Here is a 24,321-nt window from a genome sequence, read left to right on the forward strand (position 1 = left end):
GATGTCGAAATGAGGAAATTTTATTTGTTGATACAATCAGTTTATATATATTTATTGGAGAATAGAAAAAATAAATTTTTTTGTTATTGGTGAAAAAAAGTGAGGATAGTATATGAAGAAAAGAATTTTAATCGTAGAAGATGAAGAAAATATTCGAGAAGTATGCAAACGGTATTTAGAAAGAGAAGAATATGAAGTATATACTGCTGTAAATGGTAAAGAAGGTTGGGATTTATTTCTTACATATCAACCAGATTTAATTATATTAGATTTGATGATGCCAAAAAAAGATGGATGGGAATTATGCGAGGAAATTCGTCAACAATCAAACGTCCCTATTATTATGTTAACTGCTAAGGGAGAAGAAAGGGATCGAATTTTAGGCTTAACAATGGGGGCGGATGATTATTTAACAAAGCCATTTTCCCCTCGTGAATTAGTATTAAGGGTCCAAATTATACTAAGAAGAGGAAGCCAAGTACCAATACAAATAAAAGAATCTCTATCGGAAGTGATAGAATTTCCAGATTTGAAAATATATCCAAAGACAAGATGTGTACTTGTTTGTAATAAGGAAGTGGAGTTAACGGTAAAAGAGTTTGAGGTACTTTATCTCATGGCAAAGCATCCAAAACAAGTATTTTCTCGCTCACAGCTTCTTGAACTAATTTGGGATTTTGGACATGAAGGAGCATCAAACACGGTTACCGTGCTAGTGAGCCGTTTACGTGAAAAACTTGAGAAGCATACGATAAAGAATCGCTGGATTCATACGGTTTGGGGTATAGGATATCGCTTTGAGCCGAATGGAGGAAATGAAACGTGAGATTACGTATTCAATTGTTACTCATGAATTTATTAAGTACCAGTATTATGGTAATTGCTATATGGTATAGTGAGACGAAAATGTTACTTGAACCGGAACAAACGCGGTTATTAACAGTAATTGCATTTGTGGCATTCATTATTTCAACGTTTATTTATTGGTTAATGACACGCCCTATCATGAGATCTATACAAAATTTAATAAAATTGACGAAACAATTTAGTGATAGACACTTTGAAACAATGTATATAATTGGCCAAGAACCACGTGAGTTTAAAGAATTAGCAACAGCCTTTCAAAAGATGGCAAAAAAACTAGAAGAAGGGTTTACTAAGTTAGAGGAACAGGAAAACTCTCGTAAGGAGCTAATTACCAATATCTCACACGACTTACGAACACCTATGGCTAGCATGCAAATGATGATAGAAGCATTACAGGATAACCTGATTGAAGATGCTGAAATGAAAAAGCAATACTTAGCGACGATTTTAAAAGAAATAGAAAGATTAAGTGGATTAATTAACGACTTATTTGATCTTTCAAAGTTAGAATTTGAGCAAGTAGATTTTCACCCAAGTTTCACACATTTAGATAAAGTGCTATTAGATGTATTAGAATCACATTCTGTCTTGTTAGAAGACAAAGAAATTCATGTGCAATTGGTTGTTCCAGATACATTACCTCGACTTTTAATTATGCCATGTAAAATAGAAAGGGTCATAGGCAATTTATTACATAATGCAATTCGCTATTCTCCTAACTCTGGAACAATTGAATTGACTGTAGAAGAAAATAAAAAAACTCAACAGGTCCAATTCACTTTGCGGGATGAAGGGATGGGGATTTCTCCCAATGATCAGTTACGCGTATTTGAACGTTTTTTTAGAACAGATCGATCAAGAAGTTCGCAATCTGGAGGTTCCGGTCTTGGATTAGCTATAGCAAAATCATTGATAGAAATGCACAAAGGGGATATTGGTGTAAGGAATCGCGCAGATGGTAAGCAGGGAAGTGAATTTTGGTTCAATCTTCCCATCACATCCGAAAAAAATAAGGCGGCTGAAAGACTTTTGTAACATTTACGTTAGAAAAATGAAAGACCTTCTTGTTAACATACTAATAGACAGTATGTTACAGGAGGTTTTTTACTTTATGAAAAGAAAATATGTACGGCTTATAGGTGGTTTGATAATTGTATTGGGGATTTTATGGTCATTGTTCCGACCAGAGAAATTATTTATTGATAAGTATGTAAATGAATCATTGCCACAAGCAGAGATACAATCAACGGAAGTAAGGCAACAAAGTGATCGAGTAATAAGGGAAGGTCAGTTTCAAAACGGTGTCCATGAAACAACTGGAACGGCAAAAATTCACCAATTAGCGGATGGAAAACGTGTTTTACGACTTTCTGATTTTTCAACATCTAATGGGCCAGATGTACGAATTGTATTAGTTTCTACAAATCGTTTGAAAAATAATGAAGACGTGAAAAACTATCAGTATATTGAATTAGGAAAATTAAAGGGGAATAAGGGAGACCAAAACTACGAAATTCCTCAAGGGATAGATGTAAGTGAATATGGTTCGGTTTCTGTTTGGTGTAAAAGATTTAATGAAAACTTTGGTGCGGTTTATTTTAATAATTAAATATGAACTTAAAATTTCCTCTATATTGAAAGTAAATAAAATTCTATTTAAAAGTTTTCATTTATATTGAAAACACAATTGTTTTGATAAGAAATGTATTTTTAGTATATACATATTAAAAATACAGGCATAAGTTGTATTACGTTTTGGTAAAATATTTTCATTCTCTTATAATTATACTATAATTTGTGTATAACAATATATAAAAACAATAATAGTAGTGGGCACCGCAATATTGCTAACAAATTAACATATTAGTTATTTGGAACCGAAGACTATCAAGAAATAAAAATTTCATTTTTATTTCTTTTTTAAATTATTTATATTTATATATTTTAAAAAAAATATCGTATATTCCAGATTATTATTATACAATATATAAATTTAACTATATATAAGAATAGAGAGTTTTTAGTTGAAATTATTGAGAAACAGTAAGGTTGGTACAAAACTAAACATATTAATAGGTATATCAAGTATCGCCTGTATAGTATTATCCTTAATAGGATTTTGGGGATTAGAAAGAGGAAAGACTGCTTCTTCTAATATGTATGAAGATAATTTAAAATCAGTTGATTGGATAGGAACGATAGAATCTAACTTTTATCATGTTAATATGAATTTTATGGAAATAATGGTATCCAAAGATGAAAAAAGAATGAACGATTTGATAAAAGAAATGGATGGAATTCGTAAAGAAAATGATCAGTTATTAAAGCTGTTCGAAACTAAAGTTATTTCTAATAAAGAAAAAGAGCTATTTAGCAAATTTCAGGAAGAGTTTAATGAATTAAGAACACAGATGAAAAAGGCACAAGAATTAGGGAAATCTAATAATGAAGAAGCCTATGCTTATTATCAAAAAGAAATCGAACCCAATATGCAAAAAACAATCCAGTCCATTCGTGAACTAATTGTATATAACAGTAATAATGCAGAGCAGTTACAACAAGTTAATAATAACAGTGCTCAAAATACAATGGTAATGTTTGTAGTCCTTTCAATTTTAGCAATTATCATAGTTATATTGATTGGATATTTTATTAAGTTAACTATACGACAACCACTATTATTATTGCAAAATGATATGAAGAAAGTAGCTGCTGGTGATTTAACAATACGTACTTCTTATAAAGCAAATAATGAGCTAGGAAATATTGTACAGTCTTTTAATAGTATGTTAGATAATCTACAACAATTAATTGCAAGTGTTAAATCTACAACACAAGAAGTTATTTCTTCTACAGAGGGTGTTTTACAAGATACAAAGCGAGCATCTAATATTTCGAATGAGGTTGTTCAGACTATTTCTGAAGTAAAAGAAAAAATAGCAGGACAAGTAACTAGCATTCAAGAGAGTTCATCTTCAATGGATGAAATAACAATTGGTGTGCAAACTGTAGCTGAATCTTCAGCTGTAGTTGCTGAGGTAGCAGTAACTACCACAGAACAAATACATATTGGTAGTGAAGTGATAAAGCACTCAATTCTTCAAATGAACAGTGTTCATGATGTGGTGGAGGAAACATCAAAAGTAATAGATAGACTTGTTACACGTACACAACAGATTGATACAGCTCTGAATGCAATCACTAATATTGCCGAGCAAACCAACCTTCTTGCCTTAAATGCTGCTATTGAAGCAGCACGTGCTGGAGAGAATGGGAAAGGGTTTGCAGTGGTTGCAGCAGAAGTGAGGGATTTAGCTGAAAAGTTTAAAGAATCCGCGAATGAAATTAACCATTTAGTCAAATCTATTCAACAAGATACTCAAGACACAGTTCATGTCATGCAAAAAGGAGAACAAAAGGCAGCAGAAGGAAAGGAAGCAGCCCACCAAGCGGATCAAACATTCTCATCTATTATGAGAGATATTGACAAAATCACAAGTCAAATTCAAGAAGTCTCTGCAGCAACAGAAGAGATGTATGCCGGTACAGAAGAAGTAAATGCGTCTCTTTCACTAGTATCTGATACTTCAACACAAGTAGAAAGAGAAACAATTCAAACAGTACAATCAATTCAATCACAAGCAGTTTCAATTCAAGAAATTTCAAATCAATCCAACAAGATGAAAGAAAAGGTGAATGCACTAACAGAATTGCTTTCTAAATTTATTATTGAAGAGCAAAAAAACGAGAAATAAAATATATTATATATAAAAAAGTACAGGTCCTTAATTAAAGACTTGTACTTTTTTATTATGAATAACTGTAAGTTGTGAAATAAATTTCTATTTTGTAAACAATTGTGAACAGAATTTTAATTTTTTGTGTTGTTTATTTTTTCTGAATAATACATATTGACAAAATAATGGTAGCAATATAGAATTGATTTTGTTCACTGGTGAACATTATGTGGTTTTTTGTTTAGTATTATTTTTATTCACCATTTCTAACATCAAGATATTCTATCTCTTTTTTTATGTAGTTTGAAATATTATTGGTTACTTAAAATCAATAAAACGGTTTATATTGATAAAATTATTTAAAGGGATGATTGTATGACGAATGCTATAGCGGTAAGAAATGTACGAAAGTTTAGTTCTCAACCCTTATCTACTAATTGTGCTGAAATATTAAAACGTAGTAAGCATGCAATAATAGGTATTAGTCCGTTTAATAGTAGATTTTCTGATGAATATATTAATAGACTTATTGAATGGGCATTACATACTTTTGATGATGTTAGTGTTTTATTAGCTGGAAAAGAAGCTGCAAATTTACTTGAGGCTTTAGGAACACCAAAAGGTAAAGCGGAAAGAAAGGTTAGGAAAGAAGTATCTCGTAATAGAAGATCAGCTGAAAAGGCACTTAAAGAGCATGGTGGTAATGTAAATGCTATCCATACTTTTTCTGATTTTAATGACAACAATGCATATAACTGCATGAGAGCAGAAGCAGAACATACCTTTTTAAGTGAAACTCATTTCCGAAATGCTTGTTTAGAAATGTCATATGCAGCTATTTTAGGTAGGGCAAGGGGTACCAATATAGATATTGATCAAATATCAAATGATATGCTAAATATTGCAGTAGAATATGTAATTGCAGAACTTCCATTTTTCATTGGTGGAGCTGAAATTTTAGGGGCTCAAGAAACTGTACTTATTTATCATAAACCATGGGAACTTGGTGAACAGATAGTTAGAAATGATTTTTCTATCAAGATGAAACCAAATCAAGGATATTTAATGGTTCAAGAAATGGAAGATTTATCTTAGCAAATAGTAAGTATCCAATACAAGGGGGAAGTAATATGTCAAATACTATGCAAACGGTAAATATATTAACAGAGGAATTTCAAGAAAATCCATATAAGTATTTTTCATACCTACGTCAGAATGACCCAGTACATTATGAACCTGAGATTGATAGTTATTTTATTAGTAGATATCAAGATGTCCGTAATATATTGAATGATACTGAAACATTTACAACAAAATCATTAGCTGAACGTGCTGAACCAGTAATGCGTGGACCAGTATTAGCACAAATGCGTGGAAAAGAGCATGTAGCGAAAAGAAAAATTGTTTTAAGAAGTTTTATGGGAGATGCTTTACAAAAATTAATGCCTTTAATTAAAAAGAATGCAGAAGATTTACTATTTCCACACCTTCCAAATGGAAAGATAGATTTAATTAATGATTTTGGCAGAACATTTGCTGTTTATGTAACAATGGATATGATTGGATTAGATAAGAAAGATCATAAGAAGATAGGAGAATGGCATAGCGGTGTAGCTGATTTTATTACTAGTATAAATCAACCACCAGAGGCAAAAAAACATTCTCTTTGGTGCAGTGACCAGTTAGCTAATTATTTAGAACCAATTATTAAAGAACGACGATTAAACCCACAGGAAGATTTAATTTCTAAATTATGCAGTGCTAAATATGAAGGAATAGCTATGACTGATACTGATATTCTAGCATTGATTTTAAATATATTATTAGCTGCAACAGAACCTGGTGATAAGACTCTTGCTTTATTAATTTATAATTTAATTAACCAACCGAAACAACTGCAAGATGTATTAAATGATCGTTCATTAGTACCATTAGCTATTGCAGAAACTTTACGTTACAATCCACCAGTGCAATTGATTCCCCGCCAATTGTCAAAAAATACTGAAATAAATGGTATTCAATTATCCAAAGGAACGACGGTATTTTGTATGATTGGTGCCGCGAACCGTGACCCTAACGCATTTGAAAGACCTGATGAATTCAACATTTATCGTCAGGATCTTGATATTAAAAAGGCATTTAGTGGTGCTGCAAGACATCTTGCATTCGGATCAGGTATCCATAATTGCGTAGGAGCAGCGTTTGCAAAATCAGAAATTGAAATAGTTGTAAATGTAGTCTTAGATAATATGAAAAACATTAAATTAGAAGAAGATTTTCAATATGTTGAAAAAGGGCTTTATACACGTGGACCTATTTCCATGCCTATTCTTTTTGATAAGTTAGTTTAAAAAAACATGGCTATTTTAGTTATTAATATAATTCAATTTTTGCTAAGGGGCTAAAACCCCTTAGTTTTTCTATTTTTATGAGAAGGTCAACATATATACCTTCTAAGCTGATATAACAAAAAAATAAATACATTGTTTCCATGCTTCTAAAAATTTTGTTACAACTTGTAACTCGGAATCATTAAATCGTTGGAATAACTCACTGTAACGCTCATGTGCAATTTTGTGTAACTTTTTATGAACAATGGCTAACTGTATTCCCTTATCAGTTAAAGTATAAAAGATTTCCTTCTTATTATCTGTATTTTGATGCGTCAATAAAATTTTATTATCAATAAGAACGCGAATAGCTTTAGAGATGGTTGCTTTAGAAATATTAAGTTCCATAGATAGTAGAGTGTTATTCATTTGTTGTTTACTCTCATGAATAACCGAAACAATATGTAGTTGCGTTAGAGTCCAATTTTTATTTATATTTTCATATTCACTAACTAATTCTTTTATCATCTCTTGAGATGCATATTTTTTCTTTTCTCTTGTTATGACAAAGTCTTCAATAGCTTTTAAGGTTTGTTCATGGACAAAATTTGTCATAATAATTTCCCCTATCTAGAATTATTGTTTACCGGTTAACAATATAAAGTTTACCAGTAAACAATAATTAGGTCAACAATTTAAAAAAGGACTTTTATGCATTGAAACTAACTCTTTAATATAATAGGGCTTTATTAGGGTAAATTATGAAAAACAGATACATTAAAGGTTCTTACATAATTAGTTAAATTCCAATTTAGCAATTGACAATTGCTAAATGAGGATATAAAATCAAAATAGTTTACCGGTAAACAAAAATAAATAAAATAGATAAAGAAGGGTAGAAACATTTAAATGAATAAGGGCATAAAACAGAAAATTTACGATAATTATCTACATTTGTTACATCTCAATGAACAAAAGGCAGATAAGGATATTGAGACTTTTTTTAAGCAAGCAAAAATGGAAGAAATAGAACATGTACCGACAAATATGACAAGTATACACGTAATTGCCTGTATTGGTGAGAATCAACCAATAAATAATATTACAATTGCAAGGAAAATGAATTTATCTAAAGCGAATATCACAAAAATTAACACCAAATTAATAAAAGAAAATTTAATCACTCGTTTTCAGTCAGTTGATAATAAAAAGGAGGTATATTATCAACTTACTCCGGCAGGACAATCACTTTGTGAATTACATCAGAAAATTCATGACCAGAAAGAAAATGAATTTTATCAGTTCGTTGATTTATTTTCTGAAATTGAACAAAACGCAATATTGAAGTTTTTACAAAATATAAACGATAAAATGTTGGGGAAATAAATTTATTATAACTTAAATAAATTAGCTAATTATTAATAATCTTTTAGGAGGGATAGCATGAACCGTGTTAAATCAAGTGCTTCTTTTCTTTTATATTTGTTGTGCATTAGTGCTTTTTTCGCTTCTTTAAATCAAAATATATATTCTCCAATAATCCCCATAATTCGGGATTCATTCCAAGTATCTATAACAATGGTTAACCTTTCCGTTTCCATATTTATTTTTATTACGGCAATTATGCAAATTGTTTTTGGTTCTATAATTGATTTTAAAGGTGCTAGGACTATTCTTATTCCGAGTATTATTTTAACAATTATAGCGAGTATTGGTTGTGCAATTACAAGTAACTTTACAGTATTTTTAATATGTAGAATTTTACAGGCTGTAGGGACAGCAGCAATACCACTTATTGCTGCAACTACAATTGGTACTGTATTCCAAGGAGAACAACGAGGAAGTGCAATGGGTACATATCAAACCATGTTATCCATTGCACCTGCTGTTGCACCAGTGCTAGGAGGTTTTATTGGGGAAAAATATAATTACCCAGGTGTTTTCTGGCTACTTGTAGCAGTATCTGTAATTCTATTTATAACTAATTGGATATATTTCCCTAAGGATCGTGTAGGAAGTAAAAAAGAATTGAGTGGGAAAACACTTATATCTCACTATGCTTCTATATTTAAAAGCAAAGTGGGCAGTTCCATATTAATATTAAGTTTCTTTGCATTTTTTCTTTATTTCTCCTTCATTGTTTACTTACCAATTTTATTAACTGATCATTATCAATTAAGTTTACAGGTAGTGGGTTTACTTTACTTACCAATGGCTATTAGTTTAATAATTGGCAGCATGACTTTTAAAACAATTCAATCAAAAATTTCACAAAAAAAGCTTTTTATAACTGGAAATGTAGTCTTAGCTTTGAGCGTTATATTATTTGCTGTGACACACTCGAATACTTTAATTGGCGTAACAGTTGCTTTAATTCTTCACGGAATATCAATTGGTATCCTTACTCCTTTATTTGCTACTATGATTGCAAATGAATTTGAACATAATAGAGGAAGTGCAATGGGAATGTTTAACTTTATTAGATATATGGGAATGGCTGTAGGACCCATTGTTTCGGGGTTATTATTAGCACATTTCAAGCCTACAGTTGTATTTGCTCTATTTGGTGGGTTTTTTATCTTTCTCTCTTTTGGCATGCTTATACGGATTAGTAAGAGATCTATTAAAATTGTGTCAAAACAAGAAAATCTAAAATAAGAAAATGATTTATCATAAAGAATTAATAGTATATAGACTATACAGTAAAATTATTATCCATAATAACATTATGGTAAACTAAAAGTTGATCTTATTCATAATAAAAGATGTAATATATTGTTTCTTTTGTAATTTTGAATAAGGTAATTAGAAATTTCAATAAGAGAAATTAGATTTAGTTAAGTAATAAAAAAAGTGTAGAAAGGTTTTATTTCTACGCTTTTTTTATTTGATACCAAATTTATTGCTATTTTAAATTTTTCATATAAGATTTTACAGCTTGCAATAGAAATTCTTCCTGTCCCATACCTGCATCGGCTGCCATTTGCACTACTCTTTGCTTGAATTCATGATCTGCATGAAAAGTTAATGGCTCTACATTACTTTTAAAGTAAATACCCTCTACATGAGGAAGTATCGTGCCGGATTTCATATGAGAATGTAAGTATTTAACCTCTTCTTGAAATTGTAGTGGATCTACTTGTAATACGAAAGGCTTAATTTCTAATCTGATAGTATCAGATGAAATACCTAATCGCATATTTGTGACACCTAGTTCTTTATAAAATAAGTTTATTAGATTATAAGTGATGGAATTAAATAGCTGAGGTTTTTTAAATGAAAAAGATAAATAACCTCGTTTGGTAATTACAGCTTGTTTAAGGAAAGGTTCAAAGGAGTAATCATGTTCCTTATAAGTGGATAGAGGGAAAATTTCTTCGTCTTCTGTAAGAATCTTGCCGTCTGCTCCATTGATTTCTATTACTCTAGCTGTTTTTCCGGTATGTTGATGTGTTAATAATTGATATAAATATATCTCTTCTTGTTGAATCTTAGTAATGAATGTTTTTCGCTCTTTTGTTTTAGTTTTTTCATAATCAAGCATAAAAATCTCTAGCTCTTCTTCATCGATAAGATATACTTGTTTTCCTCGTTTTTCTACCATTTTCGCGGGTAATTTTCCAGATTTGATGTATGTAAAGATAGTAGATGGTGCAACATTAAGAATTTCAGCTACTTCTTTCGTGCTAAGGCCTTTAACCTCATTTTTATTTTTTAAACGTTCAATGTCCTCTAAATAGAAAATCTTACTACCGAATTGCTTCCAGTTATCTTTATATACACATTCTATTAATCCATCTTTTTCTTTTTTTAAAATTGTTTGTACCGTTACTCCTAATAAGTCGGCTGCCTCTTTTGTCGTTACAGTAGGTTTTGTAATGAACAATAAATCTTGTGTCATGAAAGGACACCTCCATAACTATCGTTTGCTAGTATTTTAGTTATGTATATATCATATCAGAATATGATTTATATTTAAAATAAGAAATAGAATTTATTAAAGTTCTTATACATATTTACAATTTATAAATAGTTTTAATTTGTTTTATATTTTAATAGGTATTTATAGTTGATTTTATTATAAAATTAAATTTAATGTTAATTAGAAATAATTAAACTATATCTATTTGCTAATAAATTATAAAAAAATATAAGTATAGATAAATAGAGAAGAATGGTGCATTCTTACAGAAAGAAAGTGATTTATTATTTGTATAATGGATAGAAGTAAAATAAAATAATAAGTATAGTTAATAAAGAGAATTATATTCGTAATCTTCAATAGGAGAGGTGAATTCGAATTATGGGTAATAACAATATAAAGGAAAATGTACCTAGTATAAACAATCAAAGTAAGTATATGGATACATATGTAGAGAATATAAGTGGGATCATTCCATTTCTGCATAACAATCGTTATATAGATAAAGTGGAAGAGAAGATGGAAGTTGCAGAAAAAGAGGGAAAGAGTAAATATACGTATTTAAGTGATATAGAAGTCATTTATCATTTTGTACATTTACAAAAAGATATGGATGAAAAGAAGAATAGAAAAGAGGATACGAAAAAGAGTTATGTGTCCGAAATCTTGTCATTTTGTCAGTGCATGGTTCAGCATGCAGAAGAATTTGAATTGAATGGGGAAGAATTACAACAAAATGACTCTCTGTTAAAAACATTACAGCCTTGGCATATTCGTAAATATAATGCTTGGTTGAAGCAGGTAGAGAACGGTAGAAATGGAGATACGTACGCGGTCGCAACACTTGCAAAGAAAACAGTACTTATTCGTTCGTTTTTAAAACATCTTCATGTATTTGCTTATATCGAAAAACCTCTTCATGAAGAACTGCAGCGTGCAAATGTAAATGAACAGGATCGGCCGAATCGGGATCTATCTTATGATGAAGTTATGAAAATTTTAGGATTTTATAAAGAAAGAGGGCATTTAGTAAACTATACAATCTTACTAGCTCTAGCAAGTACCGGTGCAAGAATTCAAGAATTATGTACAACAAGGGTAAAAGATTTACATTATGACGGAAAGTATTGGTTAAGAGTTAAGGGTAAAGGGGATAAAGTACGTGAACTTTTCATTTCTGAACATTTATTCCAATGTATTTGTGAAATGAGACGGAGAAGAGGATTCCAAACTGTATTGGATCGAGGAGATGAAAGTCCTTTATTTGTAAATCAAAGAGGGAACTTTTATAATTCAAAAACGTTATCAAACCAGGTAACAGATATGATAAAAAAGACAAATCTAGAGTTTCTACAGTATCGTGAAAATCCTGTAACGGCGCATACATTTCGTCATGCTTTTGCAATCATGGCAGTTGAACAAGGAAATGCGGATCTATATCATTTAATGCAAACACTGGGTCACGAAAATATCCAAACCACAAAAATCTATTTAGAGAAACATATGAAGCGGAAGAATAATGTGGGTACCTCCTTTGCGGATATGTTGGTGTGAAATGTTAATTTGAAAAACGGTTTAATTATGTCTTTTTTACATAATTAAATGCACATTATTGAACGTGTGAGGAGGGGTTGATTATAGAATAACTCAAGAATCTACACATTAAGAAATGGCCAAGAAAAATCAATAAAGGTAGAGTCCTGGCGTTCATTTAGAGAAGAAATGAATGTGTTAGGAATTCAGGATTCAGATGTGTTTCAAATTCAGTTAGTTGAATACGGGAAAGAGAGAACGAAAAAGAATTCTCCTAAAAATACTAGAAAAAAATAGTCTACTTACGTATAAATATCATAATTAAGCACATGTTATATACAAATATAGTGGAGGTGCAATTATGAATATTCAAAGACACGAAAGTAATACAAATGAAATTCTTATTTCTGCTGCAGCAAGTGCTATTAAGCAAATGAAGTATGAAATTGCCCGTGAATTAGGAGTCACACTAGGGCCTGATACATCATCACGTGCAAATGGGTCTGTCGGTGGAGAAATTACAAAGCGCTTAGTTCGAATGGCTGAGGAACAATTATCAGGACAACACAGATTACATTAAGTTAAAATAATAAAAGGAAAAAGGATCCATAAAACGGATCCTTTTTCCTTTTATTTACACAAAATCTGAAAATTAGTTTTTATTACTTAAAAACGACCTTTCAGATTCCTTTATAAGAGATTTTATTCAATGAGGTAATACAATAAGAGGTGAACTGAAAATAATCCATTACAAGTAGATTTAGAGCTGTTCAACATGTCGTTGTTATATTTTATTATTTTTTTATTAGTTTATTAAATATTTATAATTAATGAAGTCAGCTCTTTAAGTAACCAGTGATATTGATCGATAAATAAGGGGATAACAAGAACAACTAAACCTACAATAGAACCAAAGATGTTGCATTACTTCAGACAGTTTTTAATCATTCATCACCACCAATCACTATGAGGTACATTGGAATTGATGAAGATACAATGATGCACGGCTTCGAAGCATTTGGTGGTTTATAAGAAAACACTATATAATAGAAGAAACTCGTCAAAAAGGGGATATGTATGATGAATAATCGTATTAGTTACAAAGAGTTTAAAAGCTATCCAAAGTTCGAAAATCGAGAAGAAGCAGAGAAGTGGCTTAAAGAAAAGTATGGAGAAGACTTCTTCTTTTTATCGGAGAGAATGAACGATGGAGAACCGTTATATTCTTACAATTACGTTCTTGATAGAGAAACATACGATAAAATGCAAGAATGGAAGGAACGAAATAAATCTGTACTCTTTCCACCCTGGGCTCCTGAGACTAAAGGTTTCACTGACTCTTTCCAAGAAATCCTTATTTGGGATGATGGAAAAGTAGAAGTAATAGGTCCTAGTAATTAACAGTCTTCATTGGCTGTTTTTGTTATATAATTTTTATATAGAAAAGTATATCCATAATTTGATAATATTCGTTGTGAAATAATGGTTATTATGAGATAATTTATTTGGACTAGGAATAGTCTGTGAGAGCAGAGATACTGATAATCACTTTAAAGGAGGCAATCCAATGGCTGTAAGTTGTGTACTTATGGATGTAAGCTAAGCCAAGATTGTGAGGTGAAATCAGTTGCTTAAACTTAAGTTTAAGAAAACTCCGGAAGGCGGCAAAGAGTTTGAATTCAATTTCGACTTTGCCCCGATGATGGGAACTCCCATCATCGTCGAGCTTATCCAAAAGTTTTTGGGTATGTAAGACACAAAAAAAGATGTAGATTATTCTACATCTCTTTTTTATTTTATAAGATTCTTAGTTTTATATCACGTATACCGAAAGCATTGCATACTTCAATAGAATCAAGATAGACATCAATCTTATTTTCTATATGGGGCGGTACCCCATAGAATAAAAAACCCAATCGAGGGCTTTTTCCTTTGTTCAACAAAAAATAACATAATGTTATTGATTCGTAACATTAATAAGAAATGAAGCATCCAGTTGGGTGCTTTTTCTATTGGAATAGATGTAAAATGACAATAACGTTATTTAATTTTAATATCTAAAACACGTATAACCCCGTTCTGACTTTAAGAAGGCGTTAAAATAAAGTCTTTTAATTTTTGATGTGAAATACTTTACTACACTTAAAAATGCAACAATAAAGTTGTTTAAATCTAAGTGTTATTGTACAAACGTGCTCTATTCTAAAATAGTCCTTTACTATTACCTCGTGAAACCCTTCTCACTTTTCTTGTTCTTTTCGTCTCCAGAGTAGTAGCAGAATTTCGAACAATTGAGGTAAGCATCACATAACTCGAGACAGCTGCAACTGCATATCTGCATAAATAATCGCTATCCTCCACAGTGCAACTTACCAAGCCTCGGTGAACTGTGAAGTTACGTTTTTCTAGTCGAACCCAGAACCTCTAAATAATGCTGATTGTACATAATCCCTAAGATGTTCCCAAAGGGATCGACCACGGAAGCAGTAATAAAACCCTCGCCACGCTCTGTGGGTGCCTCGTATTCTTTTGCTCCCATAGACAGCAGATTTTTGAAAGTTGCTGTTACATTATCGACGTGCCAGTACACTACAGCACCGGCCGGTCCGGTCGCTGGACCATCGGGCGCATAGCGGCTATCAATCAGCCCCAGCTCGTGCTGGTAATCGCCAAGACGAAACTCGGTATATCCTGGACGTTCGAAGTAAGGTTCGATGCCCAACAGTTCGGCGTACCACTTCTTTGCCGCTGCTAGATCATCCGTCCAAAAACTGACTGTGGTTAATCCTCGTAATGTCTGTGTGTCACTCATAATCGATTTCCTCCTTAATGTTGAGTAGTACGTTCCGACGCTATACTAAATAATAGCTCTGAATTAACTTCGATTTACTTATGGATATTCCTTTCTATTATTCAAGAAAATGTCCCTTTAACCGAATAAAATGACTGACATTTTTAAACACCTTTATTGTAAATGTAACAATTTTATTTGTAATTAAACAATTGTATTATTACTTAACATAAAGGATTCATGCTTTACTTTAACTAGATTAGATATTGCAAAACCATATATTAAGTAACATTAAACTGAACAAAAAAGGAAGTGAAAAGTATGGCTGCATATACTGAAGAGCAATTTATATATTTTACAACTAAATTGAACCAATTGGAGTCTGTAAAAGAGAAGAGGGAAACATATTGGTATGAATATAGAAAGCTACAAGATTGGTTGCAAGAACAGCAACTAAGTACTAGTTTTATTAGATGGGTTGAAGAGAGAATGAAGAAATAATTTTTAATTTATCCTTTAGAAATATCCCTTATAGCATCATGATAAAATTGTATTTAATTAATAAATAGGGTAAGTGGGCATCCAGAGGGATGCTTTTTCTTTTGACATAGAAATCCCCTTGGTGACTATATTTAAAATATAATTAATAAATACGATACGTGAAATTTTATAATGTGTGTAGAGATAAGATTCGATTTAATACAATTAGGGAAGAATGGCACATAAGATGGTGGATTAAAAACATTTACTTTTATACAAATGGAGGAGTTTTATGAACGCAGTTTTTAAAGAGTTTAAGCAGACCTTAAACGCATTAAGTGCTGCCAACACATATTTAGATTGCTTAGTGCAAACTAAAACGTATCTGCAGTTTCTAATACTTGTCATATTTTGTATTATTACAGTTTATATACCTTTCCCTTCATTTACGCTTAATTATATAAATGAATTAGATCTACTAATGCAATACATAATTAAATCCGTTTATTTTTCTTTTCCTATTTCACTAGTTTTCCTATTTATAATGCGAGATCAAAGATCCTTGTTTTCTAAAAAAATCACTTTCCAGCAGCTAAAAATTTCTTTTTTCTGTGCTTTCATTATTTATGCTATTATGTTATCATTTTTAGCCGTACTAATATCTTTTACAACATTCAAAGGAACATCTAATCCTATTGGGAATGAAGGGATTACTAATATGCTTCACAAAACGCCTGGGATTGTAATTCAATTAATCGGAGAAAACATTATGTTTGTATCTATATTGTTCTTTTGGCATAAGATCATACGCTCCTTCAAAATAATCCCCATAGCCTCTATTACAGCCTCTTTAATATTGTCTGGATGCTCATTTGGATTACTCCATCTCTCTACGTATAACTATAATTGGGTACAATGTTTAACTATCATTGGAATACCAGCTATCGCTCAAATGATTTTCTTTCTAATATTTAAAAATATTCATATGGGATACATACTTCACTTCAATTACAATTTAATCATTATACTTTTTAACTATATAGCTTCTATTTAAAATAATTTACCACTAAAAATAAAAGAAAAGGTACCCCTGCTGCAAGGTACCTTTTCTAAGGGGTATAACTCATTAGCTAAGCGGCCGTTGGTTAAGTATACCGCTTAAACTATTACATGAGTTATATTTTTATTATACATTGATCATACCAAAAATATTATTATTAGTGAAATTAACATTCATTATTTTGTAATTCTAAAGCTGCCGCCATAATAGATATGTAACAGCATGAAGTTGGCTACACAGTCGTACTAATGAATCACTCGCTACCCATTGACTAATTCAGACACAGATAATAGCTAAATCATTACCTGGAAATTCACGTTTCTGTTGTATAAATCTTAGTTCTCTAGCAAAGTTTTCTAAAAATGAAGGAGTAAGATGTTCATGTAATTCTTCAGCAAATAATTGTAGTTCACTTTGAATCAAAAGATTCATAAAAAACGTCAGCCTTCCTGTATATTTCTACAAAAAGAATAGCGTTTTTTTGCTTTACGGATACACTTTGTTAGCTTGATGTTGATGTTTAATGTCTCTCAAACAATTGAAGAATCTCAGCCGTTTCTATAAATAATATTTAATATCCCAAAATATCTACTTCAGCTGCTGAAGCAAATCCATTCTGTCCATTCGTTACTTCTACCTTCATATATTTTGCAGTAACTGGGGCGAATGTTGCCGTTTTCTTATTGCTATTATTTTCCCATATTCCTGATGATATTTTGTCATACTTAACGCCATCTACACTCGTGTAAATATTGTAAGTTAAAATACGGCCATTTTCTGAACCATCTTGCCTTGGAAGATATGCCAATTGTGAAATGGTACGTGTATCGCCAAGTTCTAGTGTCAAATTGTACGGATATTGATTTGGTGTCCAACTACTATGCCAAAATGTATCTGTTTTTCCATCTATCGCCTTACTAGCTGAAGCCGTTGCTTCCTCACTATTTGCACTTGCCTTCATTATTTTTTTAGACAATACAGCAAGTGGTTTAACAGGTTTAGCATCCGTTGCTTCCCATATAGGTGCAACTAATGTTGGGTTATTTAAAGATTCTACTTTTTGTCTCGTTTCTTGGGTTGCCTTCAATCCCCACTGATCAAAAAATGGAAGTAAATTTTGTTTTGCTATTTTCGATGTATTGTAAATAAAAGCTTGTATTTTATCTTCGTCTGTTTTTGGAATTTGATCTTCTGGTATCTCACGATATAATTTGTGAAGATTTGGATAAAAATCATCCCCATATGCCAAATGAAGCTGCCAAAGCATAACAAGTTTTACAAACAGGTCATCAATATTTTTATATTCTTTATTCGTTTGTTTTAAATAAGCAAAAGCTCTATTATAATCTCCCTCTGTATCTAAACGTGTTGGTTTATTTGGGTATATTTTCTTGAATGCAGCTAAAGAATATAGATTAACAGTTACTTCACCCATACCTCTCACATCATTCCACGTCCATGGATATTGTTGTCTTGCATGTCCCGCTTCATGCATTTGTCCCCATCCAAACTCATTTACATTTAAAGTACTTTTGATTGCTTCACCAGCAGTCGTAAAGACAGCTCCATCCCAACTTGCATACATGCCCCAACTTTGTGCGTTAGGATTTTCTACAAAGGCCCATATACGACGAGTTGAACGATGTAAAGGATTAGGATTTGTTTCAGATAACCCCGATATCCTATCTTGTGCCCGAATCATTTCATCATATTTATTTAATAGAGGAACAGGATCTTGATTTACAATATATTTATTGGCACTATCACGAGTTACAGTTAGTACTGCTCGTTCTGATTTCAATTGTACCGCATGTGCATTTGGATATTTATTCATCATGGCAATCCAGTCTTCTTTCGTGTGTTTCCCTAATTCAAAGAATGGAATAGGACTACCGCCTTGTGTTACCTGCACCTTAACTGTTCCTGTACTTTGATAATTATCAAATCCTAATACGCCACCGTTTGGAGAAGAGATGGTATTAGAGCCAGGAGAAAGGTCAATTTCTTTTCCCCATTCTTTATCATATTGATGTGTGCCAATAATGGCTCTAATCTTTTGCGTTCCTGATACTGTAATAGTAACCTGCTCATTAGGTTTTACATAAATTCCTGTTGGCATATAATTTTTTTGCTCACCTCTTTTTTCTCTTTTTGCGTCATCCCAAAAACTTCCTGTACCTGGCAAGTCAAACTCTCTTTGTTCATATTGCGTTGCAATTTGTACAGAAGCTGTTTCAGCATATACACTTAGATGGTTTGTCATAATAGGTGTAAATAACGCAGTTGTCAAAATAGCGGATGACGCAAGCACCTTTATTGGCTTTTGTAACCTGACGTTCTTTTTTCTATTCATATAAATCAATCCTTTCTCATTCCTGTTTTTTTAATAAATATTTTAGATGAATTAAGATATCATCTGTATAAAATATACATTTATTAGAAAAAAATAGGTATTGAGAAAAAATCTACTTTAAGGGCTTTTTAATGGGAGAATAATTTGATTATGAACCGTAAAGAAAAAACGTCTTCTATTCTAATAATCTAGCTTGTTTAAAAGTAATAATGATTTTTACACTTAGAGGAAGTTAGTATTCTTAAGTTGGTAGATATGAGGTACCGCCATATAATCATCAAATTGAGATATCAGTTGTTTCAATACGAGCCGAACTTACATAATTAACTATCAAGAGATAAAAATTTTATTTTGGGAGTACTGCAAAATATTAGCTTGATGGGCATGTGGTGCTACTCCATATATAGATAGAATTAGCTTTCTAAATGTTTTAAACTATTTAATCGCTCTTTTTGTTCTACTTAGTTTGGAAGTAGTAAGGAGCTACTAGTCCTTTTTCTAATAAATTATGAACGCCATCAGGAAAGTAAAAGATAATTTCTTCAGCTTCTTTTATGTTTATCCAACTAATATCAGTAATTTCATTTTTGTCTTGAATAGATATTTCGCCTCCGACTATTCTAGCTACAAAGGTGAATATTACAGCATGTGCATGTGGAAAAAACTTTTCATTAATAGCAAATACATCTTTAATTTCAACCGTTAACCCTGTTTCTTCAAATGTCTCACGGATAACTGCCTGTTCTAAGGTTTCTCCACTTTCTCTTGCCCCTCCTGGGAGGCTCCATTCACTAGCATTTTCACGTTTGTTTCCGACCATAAGAATTTTTCTGTTTGTATCATCATAAATAAGTGCATATACTACATCGACTCGTTCCATAATTTTTCCTCCATTAAAAAATTAAAATCTACATTATACCTTATTTTAATGATATCTTTTAAATTTAACTAGCGCCTAATACAACACAATTTTAATTAGCGTTAAAATGGTTCAAAAATCCTTAGCGTGGGTCTTTCCGAAGTGTTGGCAGTACCTCTTCATGTAAAATGGACATTTTGTTTATATTTTTGATAGATTTCTTGCGAAATATGTACCTAGAGCGGTATTTAAATTTAAATGTGATACGATTGTTGTATAGTAGCAAGTATTAAAAGAAAAGTAGATAAAAATAGGAGGCGCATTTCATGTATAACTTACAAGAAGATATGTATGAACAATTAAAAGAGAAAAAAGGGGATATCACTATATTTTTAAAGAATGGGGTTCCCTTACGTGGGCAGATCCTTGCAACCGATAAATTTACCGTTCTTATGATCGTTCATGGTAAGCAACAACTAGTCTATAAGCAAGCTATTTCCACAATTCTTAAGTAATTCTTTTTCCTTTTTTCGAGGGAAGTGGAAAAAACACAAAAAAATAGAAGATTGAGATCAATCTTCTTTAAAAAAGGAACAGATGACAGATTACTACTCCAGCTCTTAATCAATTATAAATAAGCGTATAGAAATATTCAATTCGTTCCGAATTTTCTCAATGTATTTGTCTTATTTTTTAAATTATAATATAAGTAATTCTTTTTATTATTATATATTTGTTCTTTTCTGTTGCAGAATCCTTAAGCTATTAAGGATTCTTTTTTTTGTATCTAAAATCCAAAAACAAAAGGATAACCATCATATTTTTATTATAATTTATTTTTTGTTAATTTTGAATATCGAATAAACATCCAAAAAGGTATACATTCAAAACACTGTTATTTTGGTTGTTATGAACAATTGCTACTTTTACATAAAAACACTCGAACAGCTTAAAAATTATATTTACGTGTCCGATTAACTAAAATGATTTATCAAATCAAAAAAGAGAGTGAGGCAGATGAAAATAAAATTCAGAGTTGGTAAATTGTATTTCGAGATTAACAGAGCTACATTTAAATTAATAGGCGAATTAATAATGAGGTCTCGCCAACTAAACGTGAACTTCGTATGCTAAGGAATTTCTAAGTTAAAAAACTGGGTTTTACCGTATGTTAACAAATTTTCATAAACGACATTTAATGTTTGTTATGGGATTTTGTTTTTAGTAATGAGTTTAAGAACTGGGTTTTGGCCATATTTCTTTCAGATATCATCTTTTATTTATTATATATAGTTTGGAAAAATTACCATTTACACACAATCAGTATTAGTGTATTATTCATCTAGTACACTAATACTGAGGAGGGGAGAAATGGAAATTGAGTTTTCTCCTAATATCCCAATTTATATACAGGTAATGGAATACATAAAAAAGGAAATTGTAACAGGTCGTTTAGCACCGGGTGATAAAATCCCAGCTGTACGTGAACTAGCCAGTGAATTACAAGTGAATCCCAATACGATTCAACGCACATTTCAAGAGCTAGAACGAGAAGGTATTGCTGTGACACGAAGGGGAACAGGGAGATTTGTAACGAGTGAAGGAGAAAAGATTACTGAACTACGCAAAGAAATGGCAACAGAGTTGCTTGATAATTTTATAAATGGAATGGACAATTTAGGATTTACGAACGAAGAAATTCTTCCAATTCTCCATTCTTCATTAGAAAAGAAAAGGAAGGAAAACGAATGACAGAGTTATTACAAATTGAAAATCTGTGGAAAAGATATAACTTAAAAACAGTGCTTCAAGATTTAAGTGCAACAATTTCTGAAGGGAAAATTATTGGTCTTGTTGGTGATAATGGTAGCGGAAAAACGACATTATTAAAAATGATTGCTGGTTTGCGTTATCCTTCTAAAGGAACTATCACAATTGAAGGTCAGAAGGTAGGAATAGAAACAAAGAAAACTGTTTCATTTATGCCTGATAGTCCTGTTTTTGACGAGTGGATGACGATAAAAGATGCTGTAGTTTTCTATCAGGATTTTTATAGTGATTTTGATTTTCATCAAGCAATGGACTTAATAGCTGAGTTTAAAATGCCATTAGAAGAGCATATAGTTGCTTTATCAAAAGGTGGAGTGGAAAAATTACAACTTATCTTAACTTTCTCCAGGAAAGCAAAGTTATATATATTAGATGAGCCATTGGGTGGAATTGATCTTGTTTCTAGAAAACATGTACTAGATTTAATTCTTAAATTTTACCGAGAAGATTGTACCATTCTCATTTCAACTCATTTAATAGAAGAAATCGAAAATATATTTGATGAAGTAATCTTTTTAAAAGACGGAACTATTGTATTACATGAAAACGTAGAGGAAATTCGTTTTCATCACGGGAAAGCGGTACATGAGTTGTTTAGGGAGGTGTTTGAGCAATGAACCCACTTTTTTTCTATTTATATAAGTGCAATAGAAAAAAAATAGCAGTCTTTTATTCTGGTTTTATTATTATTTCTTTACTTCTTTTATTTAGTACGATAGGACTCTCAAGGGTACTACCTCCGTTTATAAAGGATTTAGCATTACTCATATACCTAATAATAATTGGTATAGCTGCATTTTTACTTCTTCTAATAGCGCTGCCTTCTTTCAATAAAATATTAAAAAATTCTATGATTCGTTATACAGCCATCCCAACCCGAAAATATATATATGCGAATTTATTATTTTTTACATTAATGTTTATTATTTTATTAGGTATAGGCTTAATTTTTTCATATTATTTTTCACAAAGTCTTTATGATGGAAAAGTAATTGGTTATAATCCCAGTCTTTATGGTGGGGAAGTAACCGGAGAATTTCGACAAGAATATCACAAGTTGTATAGTTACGGAATCTTCCAACACATATTTGCTTTTCTTTTATGGGGAATCGATTTCATGAGTATCCTTATTTCTTGTTATTTTACCATAGCCATTATAAGGCTGTTTCCAGTGAAGTCATGGATGAGTAAAATAATTTTATTCATTATTTTTGTTGCTATCTTTTCAACAATACAAACAATAGTAATGAATGTGTTAAGTAATTTAGAGAAATATGCAGTTACTATTAAAAGTTCTAGGTTCATGGATAAGAATGATTTTTTTGATACATCATTTTACCCTATTGAAGATTTCACTATTTTGGGTCTATGTTTTACTTGCTTGTTAATAATTGTACTCGTAGCGATTACAGGTCGCATTATCAATAAGAAATTAGAGATATAAAAATTCACTTTAAACGCAAAATACATTTTAGGAGGAAATAATGAAAACATCTAATCCAATATTAAAAAAAGACAAATTTCATAAAGAGAAGACAAATGCTTCTACGATGACTATTGGCGGAACGATAGTAAAAACATTTATTATGCTTATCTTACTTCTTGCAGCGTCTGTCTATTCCTACGTACAGATGACACAAGGGACAATGAAAATACCCGTGTTAATTGGAATTATAATAGTTACTCTAATTGTCGCTTTTGTAGTTATATTCATTCCGCGCATATCCCCAATTTGCGCACCGATTTACGCAATATTACAAGGGGTTTATTAGGAAGTATTTCAGCATATTATACAATGCGCTTTGGTGATTCTATCGCTTTAACTGCCGTATTACTAACAATTTCGATTTTATTTGCAATGTTAGTGTTATACGCAACTCGAATAGTAAAAGTAACTAAAAAGTTTCGTGCGGTTGTAACGGTTGCAACACTTGGAATTTTTATTATGTATTTTATTGTTTTCTTATTGAGCATCTTAGGGGTGACTGTTCCATATATTCATCAAGGTGGGACAATTAGTATTATCATAAGTGCAATTGTAATTGTTGTTGCTGCATTAGATTTATTACTAGATTTTGATTCAATTGAACATGGTACTCATAGTGGAGCACCAAAGTATATGGAATGGTACAGCGCAGTAGGGCTTATGATGACATTAGTATGGTTATACCTGGAGATCCTTCGTCTGGTTTCTTACATTATGAAAAACAAAGACTAGAAAACATCCTGCATGGTTCAAACATGCAGGATGTTTTTGTATTTCGTAGTATCAATTAGGTCACGTTAGTCAGTGGAGAATGTATGAAGGTCTTTACAACAACTTCAACTCATACCTATAACCTTTCAGCCGCTCTTTTCTATAATCTTCTTTCGACCACTATAAACAAATTAACAGTAAAAAACTGATTCCCCCTTAGCTTACAGGAATTCGGCTTTTTCTATGTGAAAAATTGCTTAGCGTACGAAATTCGCGTTTTGTTGGCGCTACCCTATGCCCATCAACTTAAAGGTTTTATAACATCCAAAAATAAAAAAATGGGCTTTTTTAATACAAGTTAG

At 31.4% G+C, this 24,321-nt stretch carries 22 protein-coding genes and 3 pseudogenes; 19 read left to right on the plus strand and 6 right to left on the minus strand.

Going from position 1 to position 24,321, the window contains the following annotated elements; translation table 11 throughout:
• Window positions 1-112 precede the first annotated feature (112 nt).
• The 6 genes from AAG068_RS29130 (at window position 113) to AAG068_RS29155 (ending at window position 6,955) form a co-directional block, all read left to right on the plus strand.
• Window positions 113-826 carry a response regulator transcription factor gene (locus AAG068_RS29130; protein ID WP_120461404.1) on the plus strand — a complete coding sequence of 238 codons (714 nt, stop codon included), beginning with the start codon at window positions 113-115 and terminating at the stop codon, window positions 824-826.
• The gene (locus tag AAG068_RS29135) at window positions 823-1,902 is read left to right on the plus strand and encodes a sensor histidine kinase (protein ID WP_342720005.1); all 1,080 of its coding nucleotides are present in this window, start codon (window positions 823-825) and stop codon (window positions 1,900-1,902) included. Before AAG068_RS29130 ends, AAG068_RS29135 begins: the two co-directional genes overlap by 4 nt.
• A gap of 76 nt (window positions 1,903-1,978) precedes the next feature.
• Complete coding sequence (locus tag AAG068_RS29140) at window positions 1,979-2,476, plus strand: DM13 domain-containing protein (protein WP_342720006.1); 498 nt, start codon at window positions 1,979-1,981, stop codon at window positions 2,474-2,476.
• Window positions 2,477-2,891: 415 nt separating this feature from the next.
• Entirely contained in the window at window positions 2,892-4,622 is a 1,731-nt protein-coding gene (locus AAG068_RS29145) for a methyl-accepting chemotaxis protein (RefSeq protein ID WP_342720007.1), read from the plus strand.
• Between the two features lie 357 nt (window positions 4,623-4,979).
• The gene (locus tag AAG068_RS29150; RefSeq protein ID WP_342720008.1) at window positions 4,980-5,699 is read left to right on the plus strand and encodes a tRNA-dependent cyclodipeptide synthase; all 720 of its coding nucleotides are present in this window, start codon (window positions 4,980-4,982) and stop codon (window positions 5,697-5,699) included.
• Between the two features lie 35 nt (window positions 5,700-5,734).
• Entirely contained in the window at window positions 5,735-6,955 is a 1,221-nt protein-coding gene (locus AAG068_RS29155; RefSeq protein ID WP_342720009.1) for a cytochrome P450, cyclodipeptide synthase-associated, read from the plus strand.
• A gap of 102 nt (window positions 6,956-7,057) precedes the next feature.
• On the opposite strand, the gene AAG068_RS29160 is transcribed toward AAG068_RS29155, so the two are convergent.
• Window positions 7,058-7,549 carry a MarR family transcriptional regulator gene (locus AAG068_RS29160; protein WP_342720010.1) on the minus strand — a complete coding sequence of 164 codons (492 nt, stop codon included), beginning with the start codon at window positions 7,547-7,549 and terminating at the stop codon, window positions 7,058-7,060.
• Between the two features lie 294 nt (window positions 7,550-7,843).
• Between AAG068_RS29160 and AAG068_RS29165 the strand changes: the two genes are divergently transcribed.
• Complete coding sequence (locus AAG068_RS29165) at window positions 7,844-8,320, plus strand: MarR family transcriptional regulator (protein WP_342720011.1); 477 nt, start codon at window positions 7,844-7,846, stop codon at window positions 8,318-8,320.
• Window positions 8,321-8,377: 57 nt separating this feature from the next.
• Window positions 8,378-9,592 (plus strand): MFS transporter, encoded by a 1,215-nt coding sequence (locus AAG068_RS29170; protein WP_342720012.1) that lies wholly within the window; start codon window positions 8,378-8,380, stop codon window positions 9,590-9,592.
• A gap of 247 nt (window positions 9,593-9,839) precedes the next feature.
• Here the strand turns inward: AAG068_RS29170 and AAG068_RS29175 are convergent, their stop codons facing one another.
• Entirely contained in the window at window positions 9,840-10,835 is a 996-nt protein-coding gene (locus AAG068_RS29175; protein WP_342720013.1) for a helix-turn-helix domain-containing protein, read from the minus strand.
• Between the two features lie 402 nt (window positions 10,836-11,237).
• Here AAG068_RS29175 and AAG068_RS29180 point away from each other — a divergent pair, with 402 nt between their 5' ends.
• The 4 genes and pseudogenes from AAG068_RS29180 (at window position 11,238) to AAG068_RS29195 (ending at window position 13,790) form a co-directional block, all read left to right on the plus strand.
• Entirely contained in the window at window positions 11,238-12,410 is a 1,173-nt protein-coding gene (locus AAG068_RS29180; protein ID WP_342720014.1) for a tyrosine-type recombinase/integrase, read from the plus strand.
• A 340-nt stretch (window positions 12,411-12,750) separates the two neighbouring features.
• A complete protein-coding gene (locus tag AAG068_RS29185; protein WP_342720015.1) occupies window positions 12,751-12,969 on the plus strand; it encodes an alpha/beta-type small acid-soluble spore protein in 219 nt (72 codons plus the stop codon).
• Window positions 12,970-13,289: 320 nt separating this feature from the next.
• Window positions 13,290-13,421: pseudogene (locus AAG068_RS29190) on the plus strand (site-specific integrase); the annotation flags it as partial.
• A gap of 48 nt (window positions 13,422-13,469) precedes the next feature.
• Complete coding sequence (locus AAG068_RS29195; protein WP_342720016.1) at window positions 13,470-13,790, plus strand: hypothetical protein; 321 nt, start codon at window positions 13,470-13,472, stop codon at window positions 13,788-13,790.
• Window positions 13,791-14,784: 994 nt separating this feature from the next.
• Here AAG068_RS29195 and AAG068_RS29200 read toward each other — a convergent pair.
• Window positions 14,785-15,201: a VOC family protein gene (locus tag AAG068_RS29200; protein WP_342720017.1), complete on the minus strand. Its 417-nt coding sequence runs from the start codon at window positions 15,199-15,201 to the stop codon at window positions 14,785-14,787.
• Between the two features lie 300 nt (window positions 15,202-15,501).
• On the opposite strand from AAG068_RS29200, the gene AAG068_RS29205 reads away from it, so the two are divergent.
• Together AAG068_RS29205 and AAG068_RS29210 are read left to right on the plus strand one after the other, a co-directional pair.
• Window positions 15,502-15,681: a hypothetical protein gene (locus AAG068_RS29205; protein WP_342720018.1), complete on the plus strand. Its 180-nt coding sequence runs from the start codon at window positions 15,502-15,504 to the stop codon at window positions 15,679-15,681.
• A gap of 271 nt (window positions 15,682-15,952) precedes the next feature.
• Window positions 15,953-16,714 (plus strand): hypothetical protein, encoded by a 762-nt coding sequence (locus AAG068_RS29210; RefSeq protein WP_342720019.1) that lies wholly within the window; start codon window positions 15,953-15,955, stop codon window positions 16,712-16,714.
• A 219-nt stretch (window positions 16,715-16,933) separates the two neighbouring features.
• Here the strand turns inward: AAG068_RS29210 and AAG068_RS29215 are convergent.
• The 3 genes and pseudogenes from AAG068_RS29215 to AAG068_RS29225 all read right to left on the minus strand — a co-directional run.
• Window positions 16,934-17,152: pseudogene (locus tag AAG068_RS29215) on the minus strand (IS4 family transposase); the annotation flags it as partial.
• A gap of 139 nt (window positions 17,153-17,291) precedes the next feature.
• Window positions 17,292-19,073 carry a M60 family metallopeptidase gene (locus AAG068_RS29220; RefSeq protein WP_342720020.1) on the minus strand — a complete coding sequence of 594 codons (1,782 nt, stop codon included), beginning with the start codon at window positions 19,071-19,073 and terminating at the stop codon, window positions 17,292-17,294.
• Window positions 19,074-19,530: 457 nt separating this feature from the next.
• The gene (locus tag AAG068_RS29225; protein ID WP_342720021.1) at window positions 19,531-19,953 is read right to left on the minus strand and encodes an NUDIX hydrolase; all 423 of its coding nucleotides are present in this window, start codon (window positions 19,951-19,953) and stop codon (window positions 19,531-19,533) included.
• Between the two features lie 305 nt (window positions 19,954-20,258).
• On the opposite strand from AAG068_RS29225, the gene hfq reads away from it, so the two are divergent.
• From hfq to AAG068_RS29250, 5 genes and pseudogenes are all read left to right on the plus strand, one after another.
• Window positions 20,259-20,447, plus strand: a complete 189-nt coding sequence (gene hfq / locus AAG068_RS29230; protein ID WP_342720022.1) for an RNA chaperone Hfq — start codon at window positions 20,259-20,261, stop codon at window positions 20,445-20,447.
• Window positions 20,448-21,303: 856 nt separating this feature from the next.
• Window positions 21,304-21,684, plus strand: a complete 381-nt coding sequence (locus AAG068_RS29235) for a GntR family transcriptional regulator (protein ID WP_147788011.1) — start codon at window positions 21,304-21,306, stop codon at window positions 21,682-21,684.
• Window positions 21,681-22,379 carry an ABC transporter ATP-binding protein gene (locus AAG068_RS29240; RefSeq protein ID WP_342720023.1) on the plus strand — a complete coding sequence of 233 codons (699 nt, stop codon included), beginning with the start codon at window positions 21,681-21,683 and terminating at the stop codon, window positions 22,377-22,379. The genes AAG068_RS29235 and AAG068_RS29240 overlap by 4 nt, the downstream gene beginning before the upstream one ends.
• Window positions 22,376-23,206 (plus strand): ABC transporter permease, encoded by an 831-nt coding sequence (locus AAG068_RS29245; RefSeq protein ID WP_342720024.1) that lies wholly within the window; start codon window positions 22,376-22,378, stop codon window positions 23,204-23,206. The genes AAG068_RS29240 and AAG068_RS29245 overlap by 4 nt, the downstream gene beginning before the upstream one ends.
• Before the next feature lie 40 nt (window positions 23,207-23,246).
• A pseudogene (locus AAG068_RS29250) lies at window positions 23,247-23,980 on the plus strand (Bax inhibitor-1/YccA family protein).
• Window positions 23,981-24,321 lie beyond the last annotated feature (341 nt).

This window comes from Bacillus paramycoides (genome assembly GCF_038971285.1).
Lineage (GTDB): Bacteria > Bacillota > Bacilli > Bacillales > Bacillaceae_G > Bacillus_A.

Coding starts and splice junctions, on each gene's coding strand:
- AAG068_RS29235 (WP_147788011.1), top strand. CDS start 21,304: ATGGAAATTGAGTTTTCTCCTAATATCCCAATTTATATACAGGTAATG.
- AAG068_RS29130 (WP_120461404.1), top strand. CDS start 113: ATGAAGAAAAGAATTTTAATCGTAGAAGATGAAGAAAATATTCGAGAA.
- AAG068_RS29225 (WP_342720021.1), bottom strand. CDS start 19,953: ATGGAACGAGTCGATGTAGTATATGCACTTATTTATGATGATACAAAC.
- AAG068_RS29140 (WP_342720006.1), top strand. CDS start 1,979: ATGAAAAGAAAATATGTACGGCTTATAGGTGGTTTGATAATTGTATTG.
- AAG068_RS29200 (WP_342720017.1), bottom strand. CDS start 15,201: ATGAGTGACACACAGACATTACGAGGATTAACCACAGTCAGTTTTTGG.
- AAG068_RS29155 (WP_342720009.1), top strand. CDS start 5,735: ATGTCAAATACTATGCAAACGGTAAATATATTAACAGAGGAATTTCAA.
- AAG068_RS29245 (WP_342720024.1), top strand. CDS start 22,376: ATGAACCCACTTTTTTTCTATTTATATAAGTGCAATAGAAAAAAAATA.
- AAG068_RS29180 (WP_342720014.1), top strand. CDS start 11,238: ATGGGTAATAACAATATAAAGGAAAATGTACCTAGTATAAACAATCAA.
- hfq (WP_342720022.1), top strand. CDS start 20,259: ATGTATAACTTACAAGAAGATATGTATGAACAATTAAAAGAGAAAAAA.
- AAG068_RS29170 (WP_342720012.1), top strand. CDS start 8,378: ATGAACCGTGTTAAATCAAGTGCTTCTTTTCTTTTATATTTGTTGTGC.
- AAG068_RS29240 (WP_342720023.1), top strand. CDS start 21,681: ATGACAGAGTTATTACAAATTGAAAATCTGTGGAAAAGATATAACTTA.
- AAG068_RS29165 (WP_342720011.1), top strand. CDS start 7,844: ATGAATAAGGGCATAAAACAGAAAATTTACGATAATTATCTACATTTG.
- AAG068_RS29185 (WP_342720015.1), top strand. CDS start 12,751: ATGAATATTCAAAGACACGAAAGTAATACAAATGAAATTCTTATTTCT.
- AAG068_RS29160 (WP_342720010.1), bottom strand. CDS start 7,549: ATGACAAATTTTGTCCATGAACAAACCTTAAAAGCTATTGAAGACTTT.
- AAG068_RS29195 (WP_342720016.1), top strand. CDS start 13,470: ATGAATAATCGTATTAGTTACAAAGAGTTTAAAAGCTATCCAAAGTTC.
- AAG068_RS29150 (WP_342720008.1), top strand. CDS start 4,980: ATGACGAATGCTATAGCGGTAAGAAATGTACGAAAGTTTAGTTCTCAA.
- AAG068_RS29220 (WP_342720020.1), bottom strand. CDS start 19,073: ATGAATAGAAAAAAGAACGTCAGGTTACAAAAGCCAATAAAGGTGCTT.
- AAG068_RS29175 (WP_342720013.1), bottom strand. CDS start 10,835: ATGACACAAGATTTATTGTTCATTACAAAACCTACTGTAACGACAAAA.
- AAG068_RS29210 (WP_342720019.1), top strand. CDS start 15,953: ATGAACGCAGTTTTTAAAGAGTTTAAGCAGACCTTAAACGCATTAAGT.
- AAG068_RS29205 (WP_342720018.1), top strand. CDS start 15,502: ATGGCTGCATATACTGAAGAGCAATTTATATATTTTACAACTAAATTG.